This is a genomic window from Undibacterium sp. Tian12W (assembly GCF_049339405.1).
In the GTDB taxonomy this organism is placed as follows: domain Bacteria; phylum Pseudomonadota; class Gammaproteobacteria; order Burkholderiales; family Burkholderiaceae_D; genus Undibacterium.
The window spans coordinates 79359-100252 of sequence record NZ_JBMPPK010000006.1; the positions used below are offsets into that span (position 1 = coordinate 79359).

At 51.3% G+C, this 20894-nt stretch carries 14 protein-coding genes; 7 read left to right on the plus strand and 7 right to left on the minus strand.

Going from position 1 to position 20894, the window contains the following annotated elements:
* Window positions 1–36 precede the first annotated feature (36 nt).
* Window positions 37–1497 (minus strand): IMP dehydrogenase, encoded by a 1461-nt coding sequence (gene guaB / locus ACO0LI_RS09160; RefSeq protein WP_423032344.1) that lies wholly within the window; start codon window positions 1495–1497, stop codon window positions 37–39.
* A gap of 157 nt (window positions 1498–1654) precedes the next feature.
* Between guaB and ACO0LI_RS09165 the strand changes: the two genes are divergently transcribed.
* The gene (locus ACO0LI_RS09165; RefSeq protein ID WP_423032345.1) at window positions 1655–2125 is read left to right on the plus strand and encodes a DUF4124 domain-containing protein; all 471 of its coding nucleotides are present in this window, start codon (window positions 1655–1657) and stop codon (window positions 2123–2125) included.
* Between the two features lie 6 nt (window positions 2126–2131).
* On the opposite strand, the gene ACO0LI_RS09170 is transcribed toward ACO0LI_RS09165, so the two are convergent.
* Window positions 2132–2410, minus strand: a complete 279-nt coding sequence (locus ACO0LI_RS09170) for an RnfH family protein (RefSeq protein ID WP_423032346.1) — start codon at window positions 2408–2410, stop codon at window positions 2132–2134.
* 10 nt (window positions 2411–2420) lie between these two features.
* Window positions 2421–2852 (minus strand): type II toxin-antitoxin system RatA family toxin, encoded by a 432-nt coding sequence (locus tag ACO0LI_RS09175; RefSeq protein WP_423032445.1) that lies wholly within the window; start codon window positions 2850–2852, stop codon window positions 2421–2423.
* 111 nt (window positions 2853–2963) lie between these two features.
* On the opposite strand from ACO0LI_RS09175, the gene smpB reads away from it, so the two are divergent.
* A complete protein-coding gene (gene smpB / locus ACO0LI_RS09180) occupies window positions 2964–3413 on the plus strand; it encodes an SsrA-binding protein SmpB (protein ID WP_162059114.1) in 450 nt (149 codons plus the stop codon).
* Window positions 3414–3449: 36 nt separating this feature from the next.
* On the opposite strand, the gene ACO0LI_RS09185 is transcribed toward smpB, so the two are convergent.
* Window positions 3450–4016, minus strand: coding sequence for a hypothetical protein (locus ACO0LI_RS09185; RefSeq protein WP_423032347.1), 567 nt, complete (start codon window positions 4014–4016; stop codon window positions 3450–3452).
* A 29-nt stretch (window positions 4017–4045) separates the two neighbouring features.
* Between ACO0LI_RS09185 and ompR the strand changes: the two genes are divergently transcribed.
* From ompR to ACO0LI_RS09200, 3 genes are all read left to right on the plus strand, one after another.
* Window positions 4046–4813, plus strand: a complete 768-nt coding sequence (gene ompR / locus ACO0LI_RS09190) for a two-component system response regulator OmpR (protein WP_162059116.1) — start codon at window positions 4046–4048, stop codon at window positions 4811–4813.
* Window positions 4814–4862: 49 nt separating this feature from the next.
* On the plus strand, window positions 4863–6224 hold the full coding sequence (locus tag ACO0LI_RS09195) for an ATP-binding protein (RefSeq protein WP_422952677.1): 1362 nt from the start codon (window positions 4863–4865) through the stop codon (window positions 6222–6224).
* Window positions 6225–6539: 315 nt separating this feature from the next.
* A complete protein-coding gene (locus tag ACO0LI_RS09200; protein ID WP_423032348.1) occupies window positions 6540–7319 on the plus strand; it encodes a retroviral-like aspartic protease family protein in 780 nt (259 codons plus the stop codon).
* 99 nt (window positions 7320–7418) lie between these two features.
* Here ACO0LI_RS09200 and ACO0LI_RS09205 read toward each other — a convergent pair whose 3' ends face one another.
* Window positions 7419–13190 carry a hypothetical protein gene (locus tag ACO0LI_RS09205; RefSeq protein WP_423032349.1) on the minus strand — a complete coding sequence of 1924 codons (5772 nt, stop codon included), beginning with the start codon at window positions 13188–13190 and terminating at the stop codon, window positions 7419–7421.
* Window positions 13191–13344: 154 nt separating this feature from the next.
* On the opposite strand from ACO0LI_RS09205, the gene upp reads away from it, so the two are divergent.
* On the plus strand, window positions 13345–13977 hold the full coding sequence (gene upp, locus ACO0LI_RS09210) for a uracil phosphoribosyltransferase (protein ID WP_422952680.1): 633 nt from the start codon (window positions 13345–13347) through the stop codon (window positions 13975–13977).
* Between the two features lie 54 nt (window positions 13978–14031).
* Window positions 14032–15198, plus strand: a complete 1167-nt coding sequence (locus ACO0LI_RS09215) for a pyridoxal phosphate-dependent aminotransferase (RefSeq protein ID WP_422952681.1) — start codon at window positions 14032–14034, stop codon at window positions 15196–15198.
* 44 nt (window positions 15199–15242) lie between these two features.
* On the opposite strand, the gene ACO0LI_RS09220 is transcribed toward ACO0LI_RS09215, so the two are convergent.
* A complete protein-coding gene (locus ACO0LI_RS09220; protein WP_422952682.1) occupies window positions 15243–16718 on the minus strand; it encodes a DUF3999 family protein in 1476 nt (491 codons plus the stop codon).
* Entirely contained in the window at window positions 16715–20656 is a 3942-nt protein-coding gene (locus tag ACO0LI_RS09225; protein ID WP_423032350.1) for a DUF2339 domain-containing protein, read from the minus strand. The genes ACO0LI_RS09220 and ACO0LI_RS09225 overlap by 4 nt, the downstream gene beginning before the upstream one ends.
* Between the last annotated feature and the right edge of the window lie 238 nt (window positions 20657–20894).

A 20894-nucleotide genomic window follows, 5' to 3' on the forward strand; every position in this document is an offset into this window, starting at 1 on the left:
CAATTCGGGTCATGCTTCTCAAGCGCATCTCAGACATCAGTCAGCACGGTAATTTGGTGCTTCTTTGGTGATTTGCACGTCATGCACATGTGATTCACGCATGCCTGCAGAAGTGATTTCAACGAATTCAGATTTGGTATGCAAATCATCTATCGTCGCGCAACCACAATAACCCATGGAAGAACGTACACCACCCACCAGTTGATACAGGATGGCCAGCACGCTACCTTTATAAGGAACACGTCCTTCGATACCTTCAGGCACCAGCTTGTCGGCATTATTGGCCGCGTCCTGGAAATAGCGGTCGGCAGAACCATCAGCCATCGCACCCAGGCTACCCATGCCGCGATAAGACTTATAGCTACGTCCCTGGAACAGAATGACCTCGCCAGGCGCTTCTTCAGTACCGGCAAACATACTGCCCATCATCACTGTGGATGCGCCAGCAGCAAGAGCTTTGGAGACATCACCGGAAAAACGTACGCCACCGTCTGCGATACACGGTACGCCAGTGCCTTTGAGCGCATTGGCCACATTGGCTATTGCCGTAATTTGCGGCACACCAACACCAGCGACGATACGGGTAGTACAGATAGAGCCAGGGCCGATACCAACCTTGACTGCATCTGCGCCATGCTCAACCAGCGCCAGGGCTGCTGCTGCAGTAGCGATATTGCCACCGATGACTTCAATATGCGGGTAATTGGTTTTCACCCAGCGTACGCGGTCGAGCACGCCTTTGGAATGACCATGAGCAGTATCAACCACGATGACATCAACACCGGCTTTTGCCAGCAAGTCTATGCGCTCTTCATTATCAGGGCCCACACCAACAGCTGCGCCTACGCGCAATTTACCCTGATCATCTTTGGATGCAAAGGGATGTTCTGTTGATTTTTGGATATCCTTAACGGTAATCAGGCCGCGCAACTCAAAGGCTTCGTTGACAACCAGCACGCGCTCCAGGCGGTGCTTGTTCATCAGGCGTTTGGCTTCTGCCAGATCAGCTGTTTCGTTAACGTAGACGAGTTTTTCGCGTGGCGTCATTTTGGCGCGTGCTTCTGCATCCAGCTCTTCTTCGAAACGCAAATCGCGGTTGGTGATAATACCAACAACAGTCTTGCCTTCTACGACAGGGAAGCCGCTGATGCCATGTTGCTGAGACAAGGCAATGACTTCACGAATTTTCATACCAGGCGGGATGGTGATAGGATCACGCAATACGCCGGATTCAAAACGTTTGACCTTGGCAACTTCGCGGGCTTGCTCTTTTGCCGTCAAGTTTTTGTGAATAATACCGATACCACCTTCTTGAGCCATGGCAATTGCCAGGCGCGCTTCAGTGACCGTATCCATCGCAGCTGATACCAAAGGTATATTCAGATTGATGTTGCGAGTCAGTTTGGTCGCAAGTGAGGTATCTTTAGGGAGTATGTTCGAGTATGCAGGGACGAGTAGCACGTCATCGAACGTGAGTGCTTTTTGAAGTAAACGCATAGTATTTCCTATAGGCGCAAAACCGAATTATACAGAAAACTTGCGAAGTCGTCTTGCTCCGTGTAAAACTCTTGCATAATCCCATGTTTTTCTTGAAAGCAAAATTATGTCTATCTCACGAATATCACGAATATCACGATTAGGCTCTGCACTTTTAATGTCTTTAGCATTCTGCGCCGTCGCTCACGCGCAATATGTGTGGATTGATGACAAAGGCAATAAGCAGTTTTCAGACCTGCCACCACCGAAATCCGTACCCAAGGATAAAATCCTCAAAGCGCCAGGTGGCGCCAAGGCTGCCCAGGCACCTGCAGCAGATGACAAAGCAGCGTCTGCCAGTCAAGCTGCGCCCAAGCTGGAAAAACCTGTAACGCTGGCGACCAAGAACGAAGATTTCAACAAACGCCGTGCCGAACAGGCTGAAAAAGACAAGAAGGCCGAACAAGAAAAAACAGCTGCCGATGATAAGGCAAAAAATTGCGACAGAGCCCGCAACTATCAACAGTCGCTGAACTCTGGCACTCGCCTGAGTCGCACCGACAAAAATGGCGAACGTAGTTTTTTATCTGATGCTGAGCGTCAACAAGAGCTGGATACAGCAAAAAAAGCCCTGGCTGATTGCAAATAGCAAAAGTCAGGTCAGTGCCTGTTTTTTAGCCCTGCGCCTGCGGGCTTCCATCGGGTCTGCGACCAGGGGGCGATAGATTTCTATCCTGTCCCCTGAGTGCAATTGACTATCAAGTGCCTTAAGTTTGCCAAAAACACCTGTCTTGAGAACGTTGACATCAATCTCAGGATGATTTTGTAGAATGCCACTTTGCTGTATTACTTGCAGAACAGTGGCATCAACAGGCACCTTAATCTCCAGCAAGCTGGTCTTGTCCAGCCCGGCATAGCAGATTTGGACAGTCATGTTGATTTGCTCAGCCATATAATGTCTCGGCACGGGCGCAAAAAGAATCAACAAAACTGTTGGCGATCTTGGAAAAAACCGGGCCGATTAAATGCTCCAGTAATTTGCTGGAGAATTCATAGTTAAGCTCAAACTCAATTTTGCAGGCATCCACGCGCAATTCAGTAAACTTCCAGCAACCTGACAATTGCTTGAATGGCCCCTCAACCAGGCTCATTTCAATAGATTGAGGGCGTTTATTGCTGTTACGCGTCGTAAAATGTTGTTTTAAACCATGATAATTAATGGAAAGCGTGGCAACCAGCTCATCATCAGTGCGCTCTGCCACTCTGACCTCGCCACACCAGGGCAGAAATTGAGGATAATTTTCCACTTCATCAACCAGAGCAAACATTTGCTCAGTGCTGTAAGCTACGAAAACTGTTTTATGTACAACTGCCATCAAGAAGAACCATTTGGTAGAATCACAGGTTCGCATTTTAACCGAGTCATAAGCAGTACCAAAATGCATTCGTGCATTTCCATACTCTAATTTGACCAATTTTCATCCTACATGAGCATCGCTGATAATAAAAAAGCATTCCACGATTATTTTATCGAGGAACAATACGAAGCTGGCATCGTCCTGCAAGGCTGGGAAGTCAAAGCCATACGCGCAGGCCGTGCGCAGTTGAAAGAAGCCTATGTCATCGTCAAGAATGGTGAAATCTTCCTGTTCGGTGCGCATATTGGCGCCCTGCCGACGGCATCCACCCACATTCACCCTGACTCTGTACGCACACGTAAATTATTGTTAAATGCGGCAGAAATCAGCAAACTGATAGGAAAAGTGGAGCGTTCTGGCTACACCATGGTGCCGCTGAACCTGCATTTCACCAAGGGGCGCATCAAATGTCAGGTCGGCCTTGCCAAGGGTAAAAAGCAGCATGACAAGCGCGATACTGAGAAAGAAAAAGACTGGCAGCGTGAGCAACAAAAAATAATGAAGCAAAACAGACGCTGATATTTGTTGAGAGTTTGGGAAAGAATCTGGAAGGATTTAGCGGGCAGGACGATATAGTTCGTGCCCCACATCCTGAATCTGGCGACGCAGTGCGCGCTTTTCTTCCGGCGTGAGGCGACCAGCTTTTTTGCTATCCTCAGCACTGCCACAAGCGTGCTCGCCTATATGGCGTGCGTCATTACAGCGTTCAAGCAAGCTGTTTTTTTCAGTCTGTTTATTAAGTTGCCGCTCGTGCTGTTTTTCTTCTTTGCGCGCTGCGTCATTTTTTTGCTGGGCACTGCCGTTATTAAATCGTCCCCATAGAGCCGAACCACCATTGCCTTTATTATCCGCCATAGCCCCAGCAGTCACGATCAGCGACAACAGCAGGACAGAAATTTTTTTGTACGGTATATTCATCGACTTGAAAACGAATGGCCTTGCAAGCAAAACCGATGAGGCAAGCAAAAACATATAAATGGATTGCAATTCTAAGTGCAAATGGCTGTACCTTACCAGCATCAATTTGTATGAATTTAGTTTACGATAGCCAAATGAATTGCGCAGTCCCATTCCGTAAAGTGTGTAACAGTTTGTAATCCAGAATATTAATTTTGTTTGCAAGCTCACTCTATGACAGTACTATTAAGCCCATGAACACTACGCCCCCTACCCCAGACTCCACAAATAACAATTCCAGCAACCCCAAGGCCAAAATCCTGGTGGTTGATGATGACCTGCGTTTGCGCGATTTGTTGCGCCGCTACCTGACAGAACAAGGTTTTCAAGTAGTTAGTGCAGAAAATGCCCAGGCCATGAACAAGCTCTGGATACGTGAACGCTATGACATGCTGGTGCTGGACCTGATGCTTCCTGGCGAGGACGGCCTTGCCATCTGCCGCCGCCTGCGCGGTGCCGGCGACAAAACACCCATCATCATGCTGACCGCCAAAGGCGAAGAAGTCGATCGCATCATTGGGCTCGAAATGGGTGCAGACGATTACCTGCCTAAACCATTCAGCCCACGCGAACTGGTTGCCCGCATCAATGCCGTGTTGAGGCGTAAAGCTCCGGACGAATTGCCAGGTGCACCTTCCGATGGTCCCCAAACCTTTGCCTTTGGCGACTTTGTCCTTGACCTTGGAACCCGCACGCTGAAAAAGAATGATGACAATATTTCACTGACCACAGGTGAATTTTCAGTATTGAAAGTCTTTGCCCGCCATGCCCGTCAGCCGCTATCCAGGGAAAAACTCATGGAGCTGGCGCGTGGCCGCGAATATGAAGTATTTGACCGCAGCCTGGACGTACAAATCTCACGTCTGCGCAAACTGATAGAACCTGATCCCAGCAATCCACTTTACATACAAACAGTATGGGGTCTGGGTTATGTATTCATCCCGGATGGGCAGTCGCATTAAGAGCAGGATACTATTGCACCCTCCCCATTGTCTTTTTTGCAAACCTTGAATGCGTGACTACCTTAACAGTCTGGAATGGCTAAAAAGCGGACTGTTCTGGCGCACCTTCCTCATGCTGGCTGTGCTTGTCACCGCCAGCATGCTGGCATGGATGTCCAATTTTCGCACCCTGGAAACAGCACCGCGGGCGCAGCAAATGGCGGCACAGATCGTCTCCATTGTCACCATCACGCGCGCCGCCCTGACCCACTCTGCGCCAGAGAAGCGGCACGAACTTTTAAGAGACCTTGCCAACAAAGAAGGTGTGCAGATTTACCTGCTGGAAGATACTGATCGCGTAGAAGAGCCAGAAGCCACACCTTTCTTTCTTGAGTCTCGGCCCCTGATGTTGCGCGGACTGGGGAATAACACCCGGTTTGCCAGCAAGCTCAACGACATCAGCGGCTTCTGGATCAGCTTTGATATTGAAGATGATCATTACTGGCTGAGATTGGAGCAAGACCGCCTTGACCCTCCTATAGGCCAGCAATTATTTAGCTGGGCTGTCCTTACTCTCTTTTTGACCTTGCTGGGTGCGGCCATCATCTCCAAGCTCATTAATGACCCATTGTCACGATTGAGTAATGCGGCGCGCGCTGTCGCCAAAGGTAAACAACCACCGCCCTTGCCACAAAAAGGACCGAAAGAAATCCGCGAAACCAATGTCAGCTTCAACACCATGATGGAAGATCTGGTCAGGATAGAAACCGACCGCTCCATCATTCTGGCCGGTATTTCGCATGATTTACGCACCCCGCTGGCACGCATGCAGCTTGAAGTTGAAATGGCCAGCCTCAGTGATGAGGCCAGGACCGGCATGCAATCCGATCTGCAGCAAATGGATGACATCATCAGCCAATTCCTTGATTACGCCAAGCCCCTGGACAAGGTCGAATTCGAACGCATCAACATCAGTGAAGTCATGCAGCAAGTTATGGATGAGGCCTTCCGCTTTCAAAACCTGCGCCTGCGCACCGCGATCAAACCAAATATCTATGTCAATGGCAATCTGACTGAACTCAGGCGTTTGTTCAACAACATCGTGGAAAATGCCTGCCGCTACGGAAAAACCCCAGGCTCCCCTGTCATCACACTTGACGTGCAATGCTCACGCAAAAACAAAGACAGAAAGCTGGGCATACAAATCAGCTTCCGTGATCATGGGCTGGGCGTGGCAGAGCAAGATCTGGTCCGCCTGCTGCGCCCCTTCACCCGTGGTGATGCTTCGCGCAGTCAGGCCAATGGCTCCGGCCTGGGTCTGGCCATTGTCGATCGCATCATCAAAAGCCATGGTGGCAAATTACGCATCTACAATCACGCTGAAGGCGGTTTTGTCATCGTGATTGCACTACAGGAAGCGAAAGAAGCCTGAGCCTCTACAACCTAGCAGAAAACTTTGATCTGGCAATTGAACCGCACTACCTGGACAAATAGCCTGACGCACATCAATAAAACCCTCTGTTACATAAAAGTTTAAATGTTACAATTGCCGCAATTTTTAGGGCTCTTAAAGACCAATAAACTCATGCGTAACCAAATTTCAGCCCTGCTCCTCACCTGCATTGCAATCAGCTTACCTGCCTTTGCAGAAACCTATCCTCCTTCAGCCTATAAAGATGGCGCTGTAAAGTGCATGCAAGTACGCAGCTATGATTGTGCAGAAAAAAACTGGAACCAATACATCAAAATGCGTCCCACCGACGCAAAAGCCATCGCCAGTCTGGCAATCACTTATCATTGGGCAGACAAACCAGAGGCGAGTATCGTCCAGGCTGAAAAAGCCATCAGCATGGGTGAAGGTGCCTACGACCTGTTCGCCGCTTATTCAGAAAGCCTTGGAAAAACCGGTCGTATAGAAGAAGCCATAGACTGGGGCTATAAAACACTGGCAATAGTTCCCAGCCTGGTGAACGTGCGTGGCGACGTTGCGAAATATCTCGTCATGCGCAAGCGCGAATTTGAAGCCCTGACCCTGCTCGCCTCATTCGATTCGTCACTGGAAGCACAGGGGCACGGCCATTATTTTGACGGCCAGCGCATCGCCATTGAATCGTCATTGGAACGCCAGGGACAAACTGCCACCACAACGGTGAAAAGCATGCGTCTGCCAAAGACCAAAGAGCATTTTTACGCTCCTGTAAAACTTGGCAACAACAAAATAGAAGCCTTTATGGTTGATACCGGTGCCACCAAAACCACGCTCAGCGACGACATGCTTAACGACTCAAAAGTGTCCTACAAAGTGGTAAAACCGCTCGTCAATATGCAGACTGCGGATGGACGGGTCATACAAGCCCGCGTCGTCACGATCGACAATATGAAAGTTGGTCCATTTGAATTGCGCAAAGTGACTGCCGCAGTGTGCAAAACCTGCCAGTCGCTGTTGGGCCAGGGATCGCTCTCGCAATTCAATATGGCTTCTTCCAAGACGCAGGGAGTAGAATTTTTGACTTTGGAATTGCGTTAATTGCGTTAATTACCTGCACACATTAATCGCCCACTGCCATGCAATAGTTAAAAAGCCGCGCAAATTGCGCGGCTTTTTTTGTCCAGACTTTACTTCTACTTAGCGACTACCCGCCAAAGCCAGTTGAGTGGTCGTGACCTTGCTACCTTCGTCCGCCTGTGAGGGTGCCTGATCAGCAGGAGCGGCCAACTCATAAGTCATGTGCAACCCGCCATCTACTTTCTCGACTGGTGCAAGCTGTTCCAACACGGCTGTCTTTTGCGTCACTGCGCGGGAAGCTGTTGCACCATTTAAAGCAAAATTACTGAAACCGGCAAAACCTGCGATACCAGCGCACAGCAACAAACCGGCGATGACAGATGGGCGCAGACGGAAGCGTTTTTGTACTTCATCTTGCTGAACTGTCGCATCATAAGCCACAGTGATCGGTGCCGCTGCCAGCATTTGCTCAACCTGCTGGCGCCACTCTTCTGATGTTTGCCTGTTGCTGAGCAGTTTGCTGATCAGGGCTTGCGCCAGTTGTTCTGCTTCATGATGTTCGGCTTCCAGCGTTTGTTTCGCCATTTCTGCCTCAGCTTGCAATTCTTCTTGCTGTTGCTGGATCTGCAATCTGTTTTGCTCTTGCCATTCCCTGGCAGATGCCAAAGCTTGCTCAATGAAAGCCTGAGCGGCAGCTTGTTGCTCTGCGCGTTGTTGCAACATGGCTTGCAGTTCTGCTTCGTCAGCAGCTTGTTTTTCCAGTTGTACTTGCAAGGCTTTTTCGTCAGCGATGCGTTTTGCAGCGGCATCTGCCAGTGCCTGTTGTTTTTGCTGGGTTTGTGCTTCCACCGCGGTCAATTGCTGTTGCAGTTCTTCTTGCAATACGGCTTCCAGGGACAATTGTTCTTCTAGTTTGGCTTGCAAGGCACTTTGCTCTTCCATGCGTTTGGCGATAGATGCATTGAGCGCCTGTTCTTTCTGCAGTCTTTGTGCTTCAGCAGCTTCCAGTTTGGATGCCAGCTCAGCTTGCAATACTGCCCCTACTGCCAAGGCTTGTTCAGCTTGTGCCAGCAAGTCATTCTCTTTTTCTGCGCGTGCTGCAAAGCTTGCGGCCAAAGCCTGCTCTTTTTCCAGTCTTTGTATTTCAGCGACTTGCAGTTTCGACACGAATTCGGCTTTCAATTCTGCCTCTGCTGCCAATGCTTGCTCAGCGTGGGCCAACAATGTGTTTTCTTCTTCAACACGTGCGGCTATCGCTGCGGCCAGGGCTTGCTCTCTTTCCAGTCTTTGTGCTTCCAGGGTTTCAAGCTGGCTTTCTTCCAATAATTTGGCGCGCAGTTCTGGCAGTGCTTGTTCATCAGCGGCGATTTGCAGGGCTGTGGCTTCAGCAATTTCACGCTCCAGCGCCAGTTTTTCTTGTTCCAGTGCGTTGGCGATCAGCAGTTGTTCTGCGCGTTGCTTGCTTTGTTCTGCCAGTTCTGATTCCAGACGTACGCGTTCTTCTGTCGCCGTAATGACCAGACGCTCGGCTTCCATTTTTTCTTCAATGAGGCGCAAGGCGTCCTGTGTCATTTGCAGGCTATCCATCTCCATCTGCTTTTGCTGCTGGATAGTAATGATTTCGCGCTGTGCCAGTTCTGCACGTTGTTGTTCTGCTTGCTGCAGGGTAAACAATTCTTCCGCACGAGTCTGTGCTGCTTCAGTGGCTTGCTGCTCGGATATTGCCAGTGCATTGGCCAGCTCAGTTGCTTCTTTTTCGCTTTGCAACCTAGCCTGGATGGCGACATTGGCATCTTGCTCTGCATTGGCGCGAATTTCGCAAAGGCTCAAGTATTCTTGCTCAGCCAGTTTGCGTTGTTCTGCTTCTTGCGCTGCTTTTTGTTCGACAGCCAATTTTTGTTGCACCAGGCTCAATGCTTCAAGTTCGCTGGAGGCGCGCTGGTTTTCAGTCATCGTCAGAGCTTCTGCTTCGCGCAATCTGGTTTCTGTCGCTTCTGCTGCCAGTCGCTGTGCTTCTGCATGTTCTGCAGAACGGGCCAACAAAGCTTGTTCTGCATTGGCAAGACGCAACGTAGCTTCCAGTGCTTCTTGTTCTTTATAGGCACGTTCGCTTGCCGCTTCTGCAAATTCGCGTTCTATGGACAATTTGGCTTGCAGGGTGATTTCTGCAGATTCCTCTTGTTCCAGCTTGGTTTTCAGTTCAGCGCTGATTTGTTGTTCAACGGCGATTTTTTCCTGGCTGGCGCGGCTCAATTCCAGCAACAAAGCAGTTTTCTCTTCCAATGCGACGGCTGCCTGGCGTTTGATCAGTGCTTCCTGAGCAGCTTGTGCCAGCCATTGTTTTTCGGTTTCATTGAACTTCTCTGCCAGTTCGCGTGCTTGTGCTTCGGCAGCCTGGCGTTCTGCGATCAGTTTGTGTTGCGCTTGTTCTGCTACCAGGCGAGCTTCAGCTTCTGCAGTGGCTGCCAGTTCGGCCTGTTGCTTGGCAGTCAGACTGGCCAATACGGCTTGCTCAGCGGCGACGCGTTGTTGTTGCGCAGCCAGCAATTCTTGCTCTTGCTGCAGACGTTGTGCCAGCAATTCAGCCATGAGGCTTTGTGCATCAGCGTGGGCAGCCAGTTCCTGGAACAGAGCTTTTTCTGATGCCAGTGTTGCTTCAGTTGCGGCGCGGATGATTTTTTCTGCACGGGCACGGGCTTCGGCAAACTGCTGTGCTTCGGTTTCGCTGGACAAACGGCTTTGTACATCTTCATGTACTTCTTGTTCTGCTTGTAGTTTGGCTGCTGTCGTATCCAGCAAAGTCCGGTCATCTGCCAGGCGTTGTTGCAAGACGGCGTCCAGTTCAGCTATTTTTTTGTTCTTTTCAACGACCAGTTCATGCGCTTTATGCTGGCTGGCAGCATAGGCTTGTGCCTGGATTTGCAATGCTTGTTCAGCTTGCAGTTTGGCAGCTGTCAGTTCATTGGCCTCTTGCTCTGCCCTGGCCCTGACGGCTGCGGCTTGTGCATGTTGCTGTTCTGCTTTTGCTCTGGAAGTGGCGGCTTCTGTAGCAATTTTTTCTGCTGCCAGTTTCTCTGCTGCTGCTTTTGCTTCGAGCTCAGCAGCTTCAGCTTTTTGTTTTTCCAGTCTGGCTTGCTCTTCCAGCGCCTGGGCTGCCTGTTGTTGGGACTTTGCTTTTCCCTGTTCAAGCTGTACCAACTGGGTTGCGGCTTTTACACGAGCTGCAGCAGCAGTTGCTGCTTGCTGTTCGGCCTTGGCTTGTTGATTGTTTTGTTCCAGCAATTTTTTCTCTTCAGCGACCTTGCTTTCCATAGCAACGCGCAAAGCTTGCTCAGATTGCAGACGTGCCAGATGCTGGTCGCGTTGCTCTTGCTCTACAGCTGCCTTAGCTTGCAATTCTGCTGTCAGGCGTTTTTCTGCTTCCAGTTTTTGCTGGACCAGATTCAGGGCTTTTTGCTCAGACTCTGCACGCAAGCGCAAAGTTTTGCCGAGCTCTTCGGCCTCAACAGCCTTGGTTTGTGCCAGTACCGCAGATTGTTTTTGCAGATCTGCATGTTCCTGCATTTTTTGCAGGCGTACTTGTTCAGCGGCAATCATCGCCTGACGCGCCGCACGGGCCTCTGCCTCTTGCTGTTGGCGTGCGTTCAGGACATCAGTATGCTCACGGTCAGCATGTGCACGGGCAATGACTTGCTCGGCGGCTGATTTTTCCGCTTCCAGTTTGTCTTGCGCGGCCCTGGCTGCCTGTTTTTCTGCCTCCAGATGCATTTGTTCTGCACGTGCCATTTCTGTGGCTTGATGGCTAATCAGCAAAGCGACCTTGGCTGCCTTGCATTGCGCATCTTTTTGCAGTTCTGTTTGTTCAAGAGTAGTTTTTTCTGCGTCGAGTGTGGCTTCCAGCGCCAGTCTCTCTTCGCGTTCAGCTTGTTCCCTGGCGACGGCTATTGCCTTGGACTCTTCTTCCGCACGCAGTCTGGCTTCTGCTTCTTGCTGGGCAGCTTGTTCGAGTTGCAGTTTTTCCTGGGTTGCCTTCAGCACTTGTTGCACTGCATTGGCACGGCGACGTTCTGCCTGTAGTTTTTCTTCCTGAAGTTCCATCGCTTTCACCTCATCATTAGTGCGTTGCTGTTGGACGCGCAGAAGTTCGCTGGCATCTTGATTTTTCCTGGCAGCGGCTGCGGCCATTTTTTGCTGCAATTCCACCTGCTCCATGGTTTTTTCCAGGCTCAGTTTTTCTGCTACACATTCTGATTCCTGAGCTATACGACGGGCATGCTCCGCCTGTTCTTGCATACGCAAGATTTCTGCATGTGATTGTTCTGCTTCAGCCAAGGCTTCCGCTTCTTCTGTCATTTTGCGTTCAGCAAGCAATTTCTCCTGCAATGCGGCGGCGGCTTTTTGCTCTGCTGCGGCGCGCATTTTTTCAGCCATCATCAATTCCTGGGCTTTTTTGGCTTTGTCTGCAGCAGCAAGGTTGGCGCGTTTCAGCAATTCAGCCTGAAAGGCGCTGGCACTCAGAGCTTGTTGTTCAGAATCGGCTTTTTCACGGGCATCTTGCACGGCCTGTTTTTCAATTTCCAGGCGTTCTTTAGCCAATGTAGCGGCACGGCGTTCTTCGGCGACACGTTGACGGGCATTGTCAGCAGCTTCCTGCTCAGCCAGGCGACGTTGACGGGCTTCTTCTGCCAGCACAGCTTCTGCATTTTGTCTTGCGCGGGCCTGCATGTCGGCTTGCTGCTCGTTTTCTATGCGTGTCATGGCGGTTGATTGCAATTCGCGGTCTGCGCGTATGCGTGACTCGGTCACCATGCGGATTTTATCTTCTGCTTCACGACGGGCCTGGGCAGTCGCAGCAGCAATTTTTTCTGCCTGCTCGCGCTTGTTGGCAGCAATGCGCAAGTCTTCTTCTGACTGCATGCGCAACTGTATGGCTTCTGCTGCCTTTCTTTCAGATTCCATCCTGGCCTGGGCGATTGCCTCTTGACCTTGCTCCAAGGCAACGCGCGCCAGTGCATCTTCACGGGCACGCAGTTCTACCGGTGCGCGATTGATCGCATACTCCAGCGCCATGGCTTCTGCCTGGTCGCGCTCTTTACTGACTTGCAGGGATTCGCTGCGGACTTTGGCGAGCATTTCTGCCGTTTCACGGGCTTCGCGGTCGCGTTTTTCACGTTCGCGTGCGAGTTCAGTGATACGGGCATCAGCGCGGGCGCGTTCTTCTGCCTGTTGGCGGGCAGATTGTGATGCGGCAAAGCGTTCTGCAGCCCAGTTACGGGCATTGGCAGTTTGCGTCGCAAGTTTTTCTGCTTCGGCATGGGCTTGAGAAGCCAGTTCTGACTCAGCCTTGAACTGGTGCTCGGCTTTTTCTATAGCTTGTTGTTCGAGTTTGGCGCGTTGTTCTGATTGTTCACGGGCCCGTGACTCTATCAGCGTGCGTTCTTGCAGATTCCTAGTTTCTTCAGCAGTGGCGGCGATTCTGGCTTCACTGGCAGCGCGCGACTGGCGCTCGGCCATCAGTTTTGCCTGCGCGCCGGCAATGGCTTCTTGTTCCAGTGCCAGTTTGCGCTGTGCCAGTTCAGCGGATTCTGCTTCTGCCTGCGCTCTGGTTTCTGCCAGTGCTCTGGCTTGGGATTCTGCTTTAAATCTGGTTTCGGCTGCTACGGTGGCCCTGGCTTCTGCTTCTACCCGCGCGATGGCTTCACGGATACCTTTCACATCGATGCGGGTATTGGACTCAATTGCCTCTTCTGGTGGCAAATAATTGTCCTTGCGGTCGCCATGGCGATCGAGGGAATAATCTCCCAGAGATAATTTATTTAACAACGCCTGATTGCTGTCCATTTCTGCACTCCTGATCTGATAGTCGTTCACCGTCATTGCGGGCCCTGCCATGCCGGAACTTCTTATACTGGATTATCAATCAAGAAAAATTTGATGATGGCTGGAGCAGAAGTGGAAAAACACCTCAATTCCTGATTTATCCGTTTCCCTTAATGCTGGCAGGGACGTAAAATAGCGGTCAACACAACATTGCCGGAGAATTACCTTGAACGAACTCGTTACCGAAATAAGACACCCACTGGTGCAACACAAGCTGACACTGATGCGCAGCAAAGATACACCGACGGATAATTTCCGCCGTCTGTTGCGTGAAATCAGCCAGATGCTGGCCTATGAAGTCACCCGTGACCTGCCGATTGAACTGGTCAAGATCGAAACACCGATTACTACCATTGATGCGCCGACCATTAGCGGCAAAAAACTGTGCGTGATTTCGGTCTTGCGCGCTGGCAATGGTATTTTGGATGGCATGCTGGATTTGCTGCCAAATGCACGTGTAGGCCATATCGGCCTGTACCGTGATCCGGAAACCCTGGAGCCAGTCGAGTATTACTTCAAAGTGCCAGAAGATATTGCGGACCGCCTCGTGATCGTGGTTGATCCTATGCTGGCCACCGGCAACTCAGCTGCTGCAGCAATCACCCGCCTGAAGCTGCGCGGCGCTACGACAATCAAATTCGTTTGCTTGCTGGCCGCACCTGAAGGCATCAAGGTCATGAATGCCGCTCATCCTGATGTGCCAGTCATTACGGCCTCCATTGATGACCATCTCAATGAACACGGTTATATCGTGCCAGGCCTGGGAGATGCTGGTGACCGTTTGTTTGGTACTAAATAATCGTTTTATATTAATCGCTTTGTATTAATTAATAGTTTTTGAAGAGTTTCACTGATGACGACCACTGCCCGCTTCGTACCTGAGTCTAAATTGCCCGAAGTGGGCACCACCATCTTTTCAGTGATGTCTGCCCTGGCAGCAGAGAAAAAAGCGGTCAATCTTGGTCAGGGCTTCCCTGACTTTAGCTGCGACCCTGCTCTGCCCGCCCTGGTGGCGCAAGCCATGACGGATAATTACAATCAATATCCGCCCATGCCAGGCATGCCGCAGTTGCGCGAGCAAATAGCCGCCAAGATCAAGAGCATCTATGGCCATGCTTATGATTTGAATACAGAAATCACCGTTACAGCTGGCGCGACCCAGGGCATTTTGACGATATTGCTGGCCTGCGTACATGCTGGCGATGAAGTCATTGTCATTGAACCTGCGTATGACAGCTATGTATCAAGTATCAAGCTGGCAGGCGGTGTGCCGGTATTTGTGAGCATGGAACTGGGTGAAAATGGCTACACCATCCCCTGGGATAAAGTAAAAGCCAGCATCACGGACAAGACCCGTTTGCTGATGTTGAATTCGCCGCACAACCCTACCGGATCAGTGCTAAGCGTGGATGACATCACCACCTTGACAGATATCGTGCGTGACACCAAGGTCTTGATCGCATCCGATGAGGTGTATGAGCACATGGTGTTTGATGGCCAGCGCCACGAATCGCTGTCGCGTTACCCTGAACTGGCGGAACGCAGTTTTATCATTTCCAGTTTTGGCAAGACTTATCATGTGACTGGCTGGAAGGTCGGCTATGTGACAGCACCGGCAGCGCTGATGGCAGAATTTCGCAAAGTCCATCAGTATAACGTCTTTACCGTCAATACACCTATGCAGGTGGGACTGGCGCAGTATATGAGCAAGCCTGCTCCGTATCTGGAGCTATCGGACTTTTATCAAAAGAAACGTGATTTGTTCAGAGCTGGCCTCGCCAATTCACGCTTGCGCCTGTTGCCATGTGCTGGAACTTATTTCCAGTCGGTTGATTATTCAGCAGTTTCCGACATGACAGAGCTGGACTTTGCCCGCTGGCTGACGACTGAGATTGGTGTTGCTGCCATCCCGGTTTCTGCTTTTTATCAGCAAGGCAAGGAATCTGGCATCGTGCGTTTTTGCTTTGCCAAGCAGGATACTACCCTGCAAGACGCCTTGCAGCGCCTGCAGAGCATTTAATTCCCCTCAAAAGACCTGAAAACACTAAGATCGCAAACACGTACTCAGGTCTTTGCCTTGTCTTCCGACATATTCTTCAGCAGGGACCATACCATCCCGCCCAATAATAATAAACCAACACCTAATGCTGCCCATAACCAGGGCTTGTGCTCTTTAGTGGGTGTTTTCTCAGCGGCTGGCTTGATAGCAGCCTGAGGTGCGACATAGTCAGCAATTTCCACACTGGCGATATCAGACTGCACTGGCTTGCTCAGATCCATTTTGGGAATCAGCGTTATCAAAGGTATTGCAGCGCCCTCTTTGTTCTCCACTCCCCATTCCAGCTGATAAGGCGGTTTGCCACGCGCCAGAAAAATCAGCCTGCGCGGTAAGCTGGCGATCTGTATCTCAGGCAAGGTTTTGCCCAACTTACTGAATGGGCTATCGGTTTGCAAGCGCAAAGTCTTATAGCTGGCACCATCCATGAGCAAATCAGGTGATTTGACTTCACCATTCTGCAGATTGATTTTATAGACCAAGCTGTCATTCAACCAGACTTGTTGATCCACCACCTGTACTTCAGCATTGCGCTTTTGATTCCTTAAAACATGCAGAGGATATAGCGGACTATGCCTGTGATGATACGAGGACACCGGCGCAGTTGTTGTAGTCACCTGTGCCAGTACCGTAATATGCAGCAGGGTGTTAGGCTCGCCGACCAGCAGGCGCAGGCTGTCTATCGGTGTGTTGTCCGGGATGGAATAATCACAGTAATTTGCAGCACAGGCTTTCACAGGAATAGGCTTACTCCATTGCAAAACCGGTGGTGTATAGACTTCTTGCTGGCTGTCTATACTGACATTGTCCAGCCAGGGGGCATCTGCAGGATTATTCCAGCGCAGGCGCAAATACTGTGCGCTGACATGGTGTAGCCTGATACCAAGATTCTGCAGCACTGAGCCCTGATGACGCAATTGCACCAATTGCTCGCTACCCAGCGATTGCCAGTTTTTTAGGTCATTACTGCTTTCCAGTGTGAAGCCGAACATGCCATCTACCTGCTCAGCTATACCGAACCTGGCTTGCAATAACTTGCCCTTGATCTTGCTGACATCAATAATCCAGGCAGGAACAGGATTTTGCCTGGTGATTTTCACTTGCGACAAGGCGGTCAGTGAACCATCAGCATTTTGCCGGAAGCTGCTGAAACTGCCGCTTTGTATGTCTTTTACAGGAAACGCACTGACAGTTTTACTCTCCAACTTGGCACTGGACGTTTCCATATCAGCCCAGGCAAACGACAAGACGTCACCTTCAGCATTGCGCACGCGTACATCATGCAGATCGGGATACAGGCTGCCAGGGTAAATACTGGTTGGTATATCCAATTGAAAATACGGGCCCGCTCCAGTGCTAGAGATGACTGCATGCTTTAGCTGCGGACTAATCGCCTGTGCTGCAACGACAGCGGAAGCTATCGCACAGGCAGCCAGCAATAAGAGCTTCAGTTGCAATTTCATTTTCAGCTTACTGATACTCATGACGCCTTCTCCTGATCTTCTGGTGTCTCGTCATCCGCGGATGCTGCAACCGCCTGCATTTCTTTTGGCTTGACAGGCACAGGTGCAAAGTAGCCAACCACCAGCAACAAGATACCAACACCGATGAAAGAAACGATACGGTATAAACCACCCCGGTCTGCCAGTTCTATCAGGAATAGTTTCAACACCACGACTCCCAGCAAGACAGCGCCAGCTATCCAGATGCTTCGTGACATACGGCGGTTACCAAACAACATCACAGACACGCCGCAAATTGCCCAGGTAATGGAAACGGCAGCCTGACTCAGGCGCGAAGCAAACAAGGCATCTGCATCCCAAGGCACGCCGGCAAAATGGTGGCAGCTACGCAAGACCATGCCTGTCAACAAAGCCAGGGCTGTAGCGGCTACCAATGCTGTCGCAGCATGTTTGGTGTCTGTCTTGAGTGCAGCCACAGGTAAAGCGCGCCACCAGTGCAATAAGGACGCCAGCACCAGCCATTGCCCCAATTCCAGCGGATTCAGCAAAGGCAGATAAGGCAAGGGGCTGGCATCGCCCGCACTGAAGGCATTGGTCAACCAGCACCATGCCAGCAAATACAAGGCGACAGGTGCGCATGCCTGCTCTATATAGGCTTTACGGTAAGAATTAAGCGGCCACCTGACTGCCAGCGGTTTGGCACCAATGAACCAGAAGACCAACGCAGGCACCAGCACCCAGCCCAGTAATGGCCAGCTCGACCAGGTATCAGCCAGAGGCGCAAGACGTGCCTGACCTTCGCGGGCTGCCAGCAACAGGAAGAACCAGAAACCGGCGATATGCGTCAGACTCAAGAGTGGCGAAGAAGCAGCCATCCAGTTTTGTTGCTTCTTCAGTAGCTGCAAATGCCAGGCCAGTGCCAGGGGCCAGGCCAGCCAGCCCAGGTTTGCCGATGGCAAATAAGACCCTTCCGTACCAACCATACCTATCAAACCAGCAAAAATCAGTAATGGTAAAGTGACGATGGTGGCAAAACCCATTTGCGGCCATTGTCGCCAGCCTGCCAGTGCCGCCATCAGGACTGAACTGACCAGACCTATGACGATAGCAACGGTCGAAGAATAATTGCGGTGATCTGTGCGCACCAGGGCTTCCAGACTTTCAGGGAACCAAGCACTCAACCACCATGCGAGCCCCCACACAACTGGCAAACCAAGCGCCAGCTTGCTATTGCACCAGGGATTGAGCCAGACCGATGGCAATTTTTGCCCTGAAGTATTGACCTCATCCAGTTTTGCAGCATGACCAAACCCACTCAAGTCCAGCAACACGGCACGCATTCTGGCAGCTTCAGCCCGGATCAGATCAGCACTGAGCCATGCGGACACAGCCAGCGACAAAGGTACCAAAAAGCCCAGATGCGCAAATGCCGTGCCCTGGTATTTGCCAGGCTCCACCAGACACAAACCAGCCGCAATGACTTGCAAAGCAGCAGAAAAACCTGCCAGCGCACCATGCGACATGCGCAAACCTACCCATAGCAAGAGACAGGCAGTTAATGGCCAGATCAATGATGCCTGCGTCAGGTTGATGGCAAACAGCATGGCCAGGTGCAACAGTGCACTACCACTGACAATGGCCACCTGGTTCCAGATTGACCAGGCCGGCGGCAAAGATTGTGCCTGTGCAGCCCGCTTGGCCGCCACCATGGAGCGCCCTGCACTGAACAATATGCTAGCAGCAATGATCAGGGCAGCCAGGCCACCTTTCCAGCCATCTTCCAGCGCAGCATTGCCATTGGCGGCAACATGCAGGGTCAGCATGAAAGACGCCAGCGCGGCCGCCTGCAAAGTGGCAGAAATATGTTCAAAAGCCTTCAGGACATAACGACGGGCAATAGCCGATACCAGCAAGGCCATGACAGCCATAGAAGCAGCCGCAAACTGTGGAACCAGCAACATCCAGGGCAATAAAGCCAGTGAAGCCGTACCCAGCCATGGCAAGGCTGCATTTGGCATGGCTTCCCAGCTTGCAATATTCTCTGGCCTGGCTTTTCTATGCAGATTCCAGACCATAAAGCAGCTAATTGCCAGCAATACCGGGCCCAGCAAACCACCCTGCAACAACGGCCCCGTTGCCTCGGGATTGATGTAGATACCATGCAAGAGCTTGTATGCCGCCCCCACCATGACAACATAAGCAAAACCGCGTGCATAAGGACGCTGCTGGCGTATGCCCAGCCAGTACATGCCTGCCCCCTCGATGGCCCAGGCGGCACCTGTCCATACGCCTTCCAGCCCCAATGGTATTGCCAGCGTCGCAAAGATGGCAGCCACGATGACATAGGCTTCTGCCAGCAGAGCCAATCCCTGCCTGGCTTTGGAGAACACGAATCTGGCCAGCAGCAAATAAAAGAAGCCAACAGCCAATGCAGAAAAGGCTGCACCAAACTCGGTATGTTTGACCAGCATGTATTGCATGCCAAAAGCGGTGATGGGATTGCCAAACACCAGCGCACTATCAACCCGCCCTACCCGCTTCAGGGTATCTAAAGGACCTTCTTGTACTTCTGCTTCTTTCAGAGTGCGGCGGGCGAACAGCAAGCCTATCAGGGCAAACAGGACAAAGAAGAAAATCAGGAAAGGCTGGACTATGCCGTACTGGCTATCGGTATAGTTTTGTTCTGCCCAGCCCAACGCCAGGGTAAAAGTACCGACAAAACCGATCAGATTCAGCACACGCCAGGCATTGAACCAGGCAACCACGAAGATACCTATATCCAGCACGGCCATGTACGTGAACAAACCGAGCGGACGGTTTTCCCCGGTGGAAATCAAAACAGGGGTGGCAAAACCTTCAATTGCGGCAACAATGGCCAGCACAGGGGCATTTTGCAAGACCGCCAATATGGCACTGAGAACAGACACCAGGAACAGGAAGCCGAAGCCGACATCAGGAGTGATCAGTGCATGCAATTTCATCGCTGACAGTGTAGTCAGGTAAAACACCCCTATCGCCATGCCTTGCAATATCAAGGCATAGTCACGGCGCTTGCTGCGCAAGAACCAGCCCAGCGCCAGCAAGACCACGCCAGACAAAGCCACACCTGCGTAGCGCAACTCTACCGGTACCGTAACCCGCTCTGCGGTATAACGCAACAAGAAGGCCAAGCCCAGGAACAAGATCAGGACACCGACTTTGACCAGCGCATTACCACCAAAAATCAGTTTCGCCAACGGTGCAGGCAAGCTTTCCCTCAGAGTTTTTGGAGGTGGCGGTGGTGGGCGCTTCGCTACAGGTGGTTTTACGATGGCAGGACTTACTGTTGGCGATTCAATTGCTGCAGCTGCTACAGGTGCCAAAGGTTCTGCTGCCTGCACTGCCGTCATTGGAGTGACTTGCTCTGCAATGATTGCGGGAATTTCTCTGGCAAGAATCGCTTCTTCCAAAGGCTGTATTTCCAGGTCCAGCGCTGCCGGCTGCGCATTTTCTTGCGCGCCAGCAGTAACAGCTTCAGCCTGTGATCCAAATGCCGTTGTCAGCGGCACAGCTACGCTAGCGCTGGCGTCGGCTGCTTTTGCAGCAGCAAGGGCTACCTGGGGTTCTGCCACTGCTTTTTCTTCTGCAGCCGGCTGGCTTACCGGTTCTGGCTGTGCTGCGACATTCTTGGTGATCACGCCGCCGGCTTTGAGCTCGGCCATTTCACGTTCCAGCGTTTGCAGCCGGTGTTCAAGCGTGAAGATTTTTTGGCGCATCTCTGCCATGGCATCGACAGGTTTGCTTTGCGCAGGCTGGTGTACCGGTTTATTCGCCACCGGCTTGGTATCGGTATTAGTCTTGCGCGAACTAGCGATCAGATATCCAACAAAGCCGCCGGTCAAAGCAAAAAAGAACATGGCAGCACCAGAACCGGTCGCCACACCCAGAATAAAGCCGATAATCGCGCCCACAAACCACATATATCATTTCCTTGGATTACAGTATGCCAATGCGGCTAACGCCAGACTGTAAGGAAATTTTTAGAGACTTGCAATACTTATATCGCAGTGCGGGATGGGATTCCATATTCAAATCTTGCCGCAGGCAACAGACTGCTATCACTTGCGGGCATTGCGCCAGCAGTGTTACCCCGGTCTCAGCAACTAAAAGCCCGGGACACTCCTTCAAATAGCGGCATTTGAGCAGAGAAAAGACTTA

Bases quoted from the DNA above. Each gene is read 5' to 3' on its own strand.
- ompR (WP_162059116.1), top strand. From the start codon at position 4,046: ATGAACACTACGCCCCCTACCCCAGACTCCACAAATAACAATTCCAGC.
- ACO0LI_RS09200 (WP_423032348.1), top strand. From the start codon at position 6,540: ATGCGTCCCACCGACGCAAAAGCCATCGCCAGTCTGGCAATCACTTAT.
- ACO0LI_RS09205 (WP_423032349.1), bottom strand. From the start codon at position 13,190: ATGGCAGGGCCCGCAATGACGGTGAACGACTATCAGATCAGGAGTGCA.
- ACO0LI_RS09165 (WP_423032345.1), top strand. From the start codon at position 1,655: ATGTCTTTAGCATTCTGCGCCGTCGCTCACGCGCAATATGTGTGGATT.
- guaB (WP_423032344.1), bottom strand. From the start codon at position 1,497: ATGCGTTTACTTCAAAAAGCACTCACGTTCGATGACGTGCTACTCGTC.
- ACO0LI_RS09195 (WP_422952677.1), top strand. From the start codon at position 4,863: ATGCGTGACTACCTTAACAGTCTGGAATGGCTAAAAAGCGGACTGTTC.
- ACO0LI_RS09170 (WP_423032346.1), bottom strand. From the start codon at position 2,410: ATGACTGTCCAAATCTGCTATGCCGGGCTGGACAAGACCAGCTTGCTG.
- smpB (WP_162059114.1), top strand. From the start codon at position 2,964: ATGAGCATCGCTGATAATAAAAAAGCATTCCACGATTATTTTATCGAG.
- ACO0LI_RS09220 (WP_422952682.1), bottom strand. From the start codon at position 16,718: ATGAGTATCAGTAAGCTGAAAATGAAATTGCAACTGAAGCTCTTATTG.
- ACO0LI_RS09225 (WP_423032350.1), bottom strand. From the start codon at position 20,656: ATGTGGTTTGTGGGCGCGATTATCGGCTTTATTCTGGGTGTGGCGACC.
- ACO0LI_RS09175 (WP_423032445.1), bottom strand. From the start codon at position 2,852: ATGGCAGTTGTACATAAAACAGTTTTCGTAGCTTACAGCACTGAGCAA.
- ACO0LI_RS09215 (WP_422952681.1), top strand. From the start codon at position 14,032: ATGACGACCACTGCCCGCTTCGTACCTGAGTCTAAATTGCCCGAAGTG.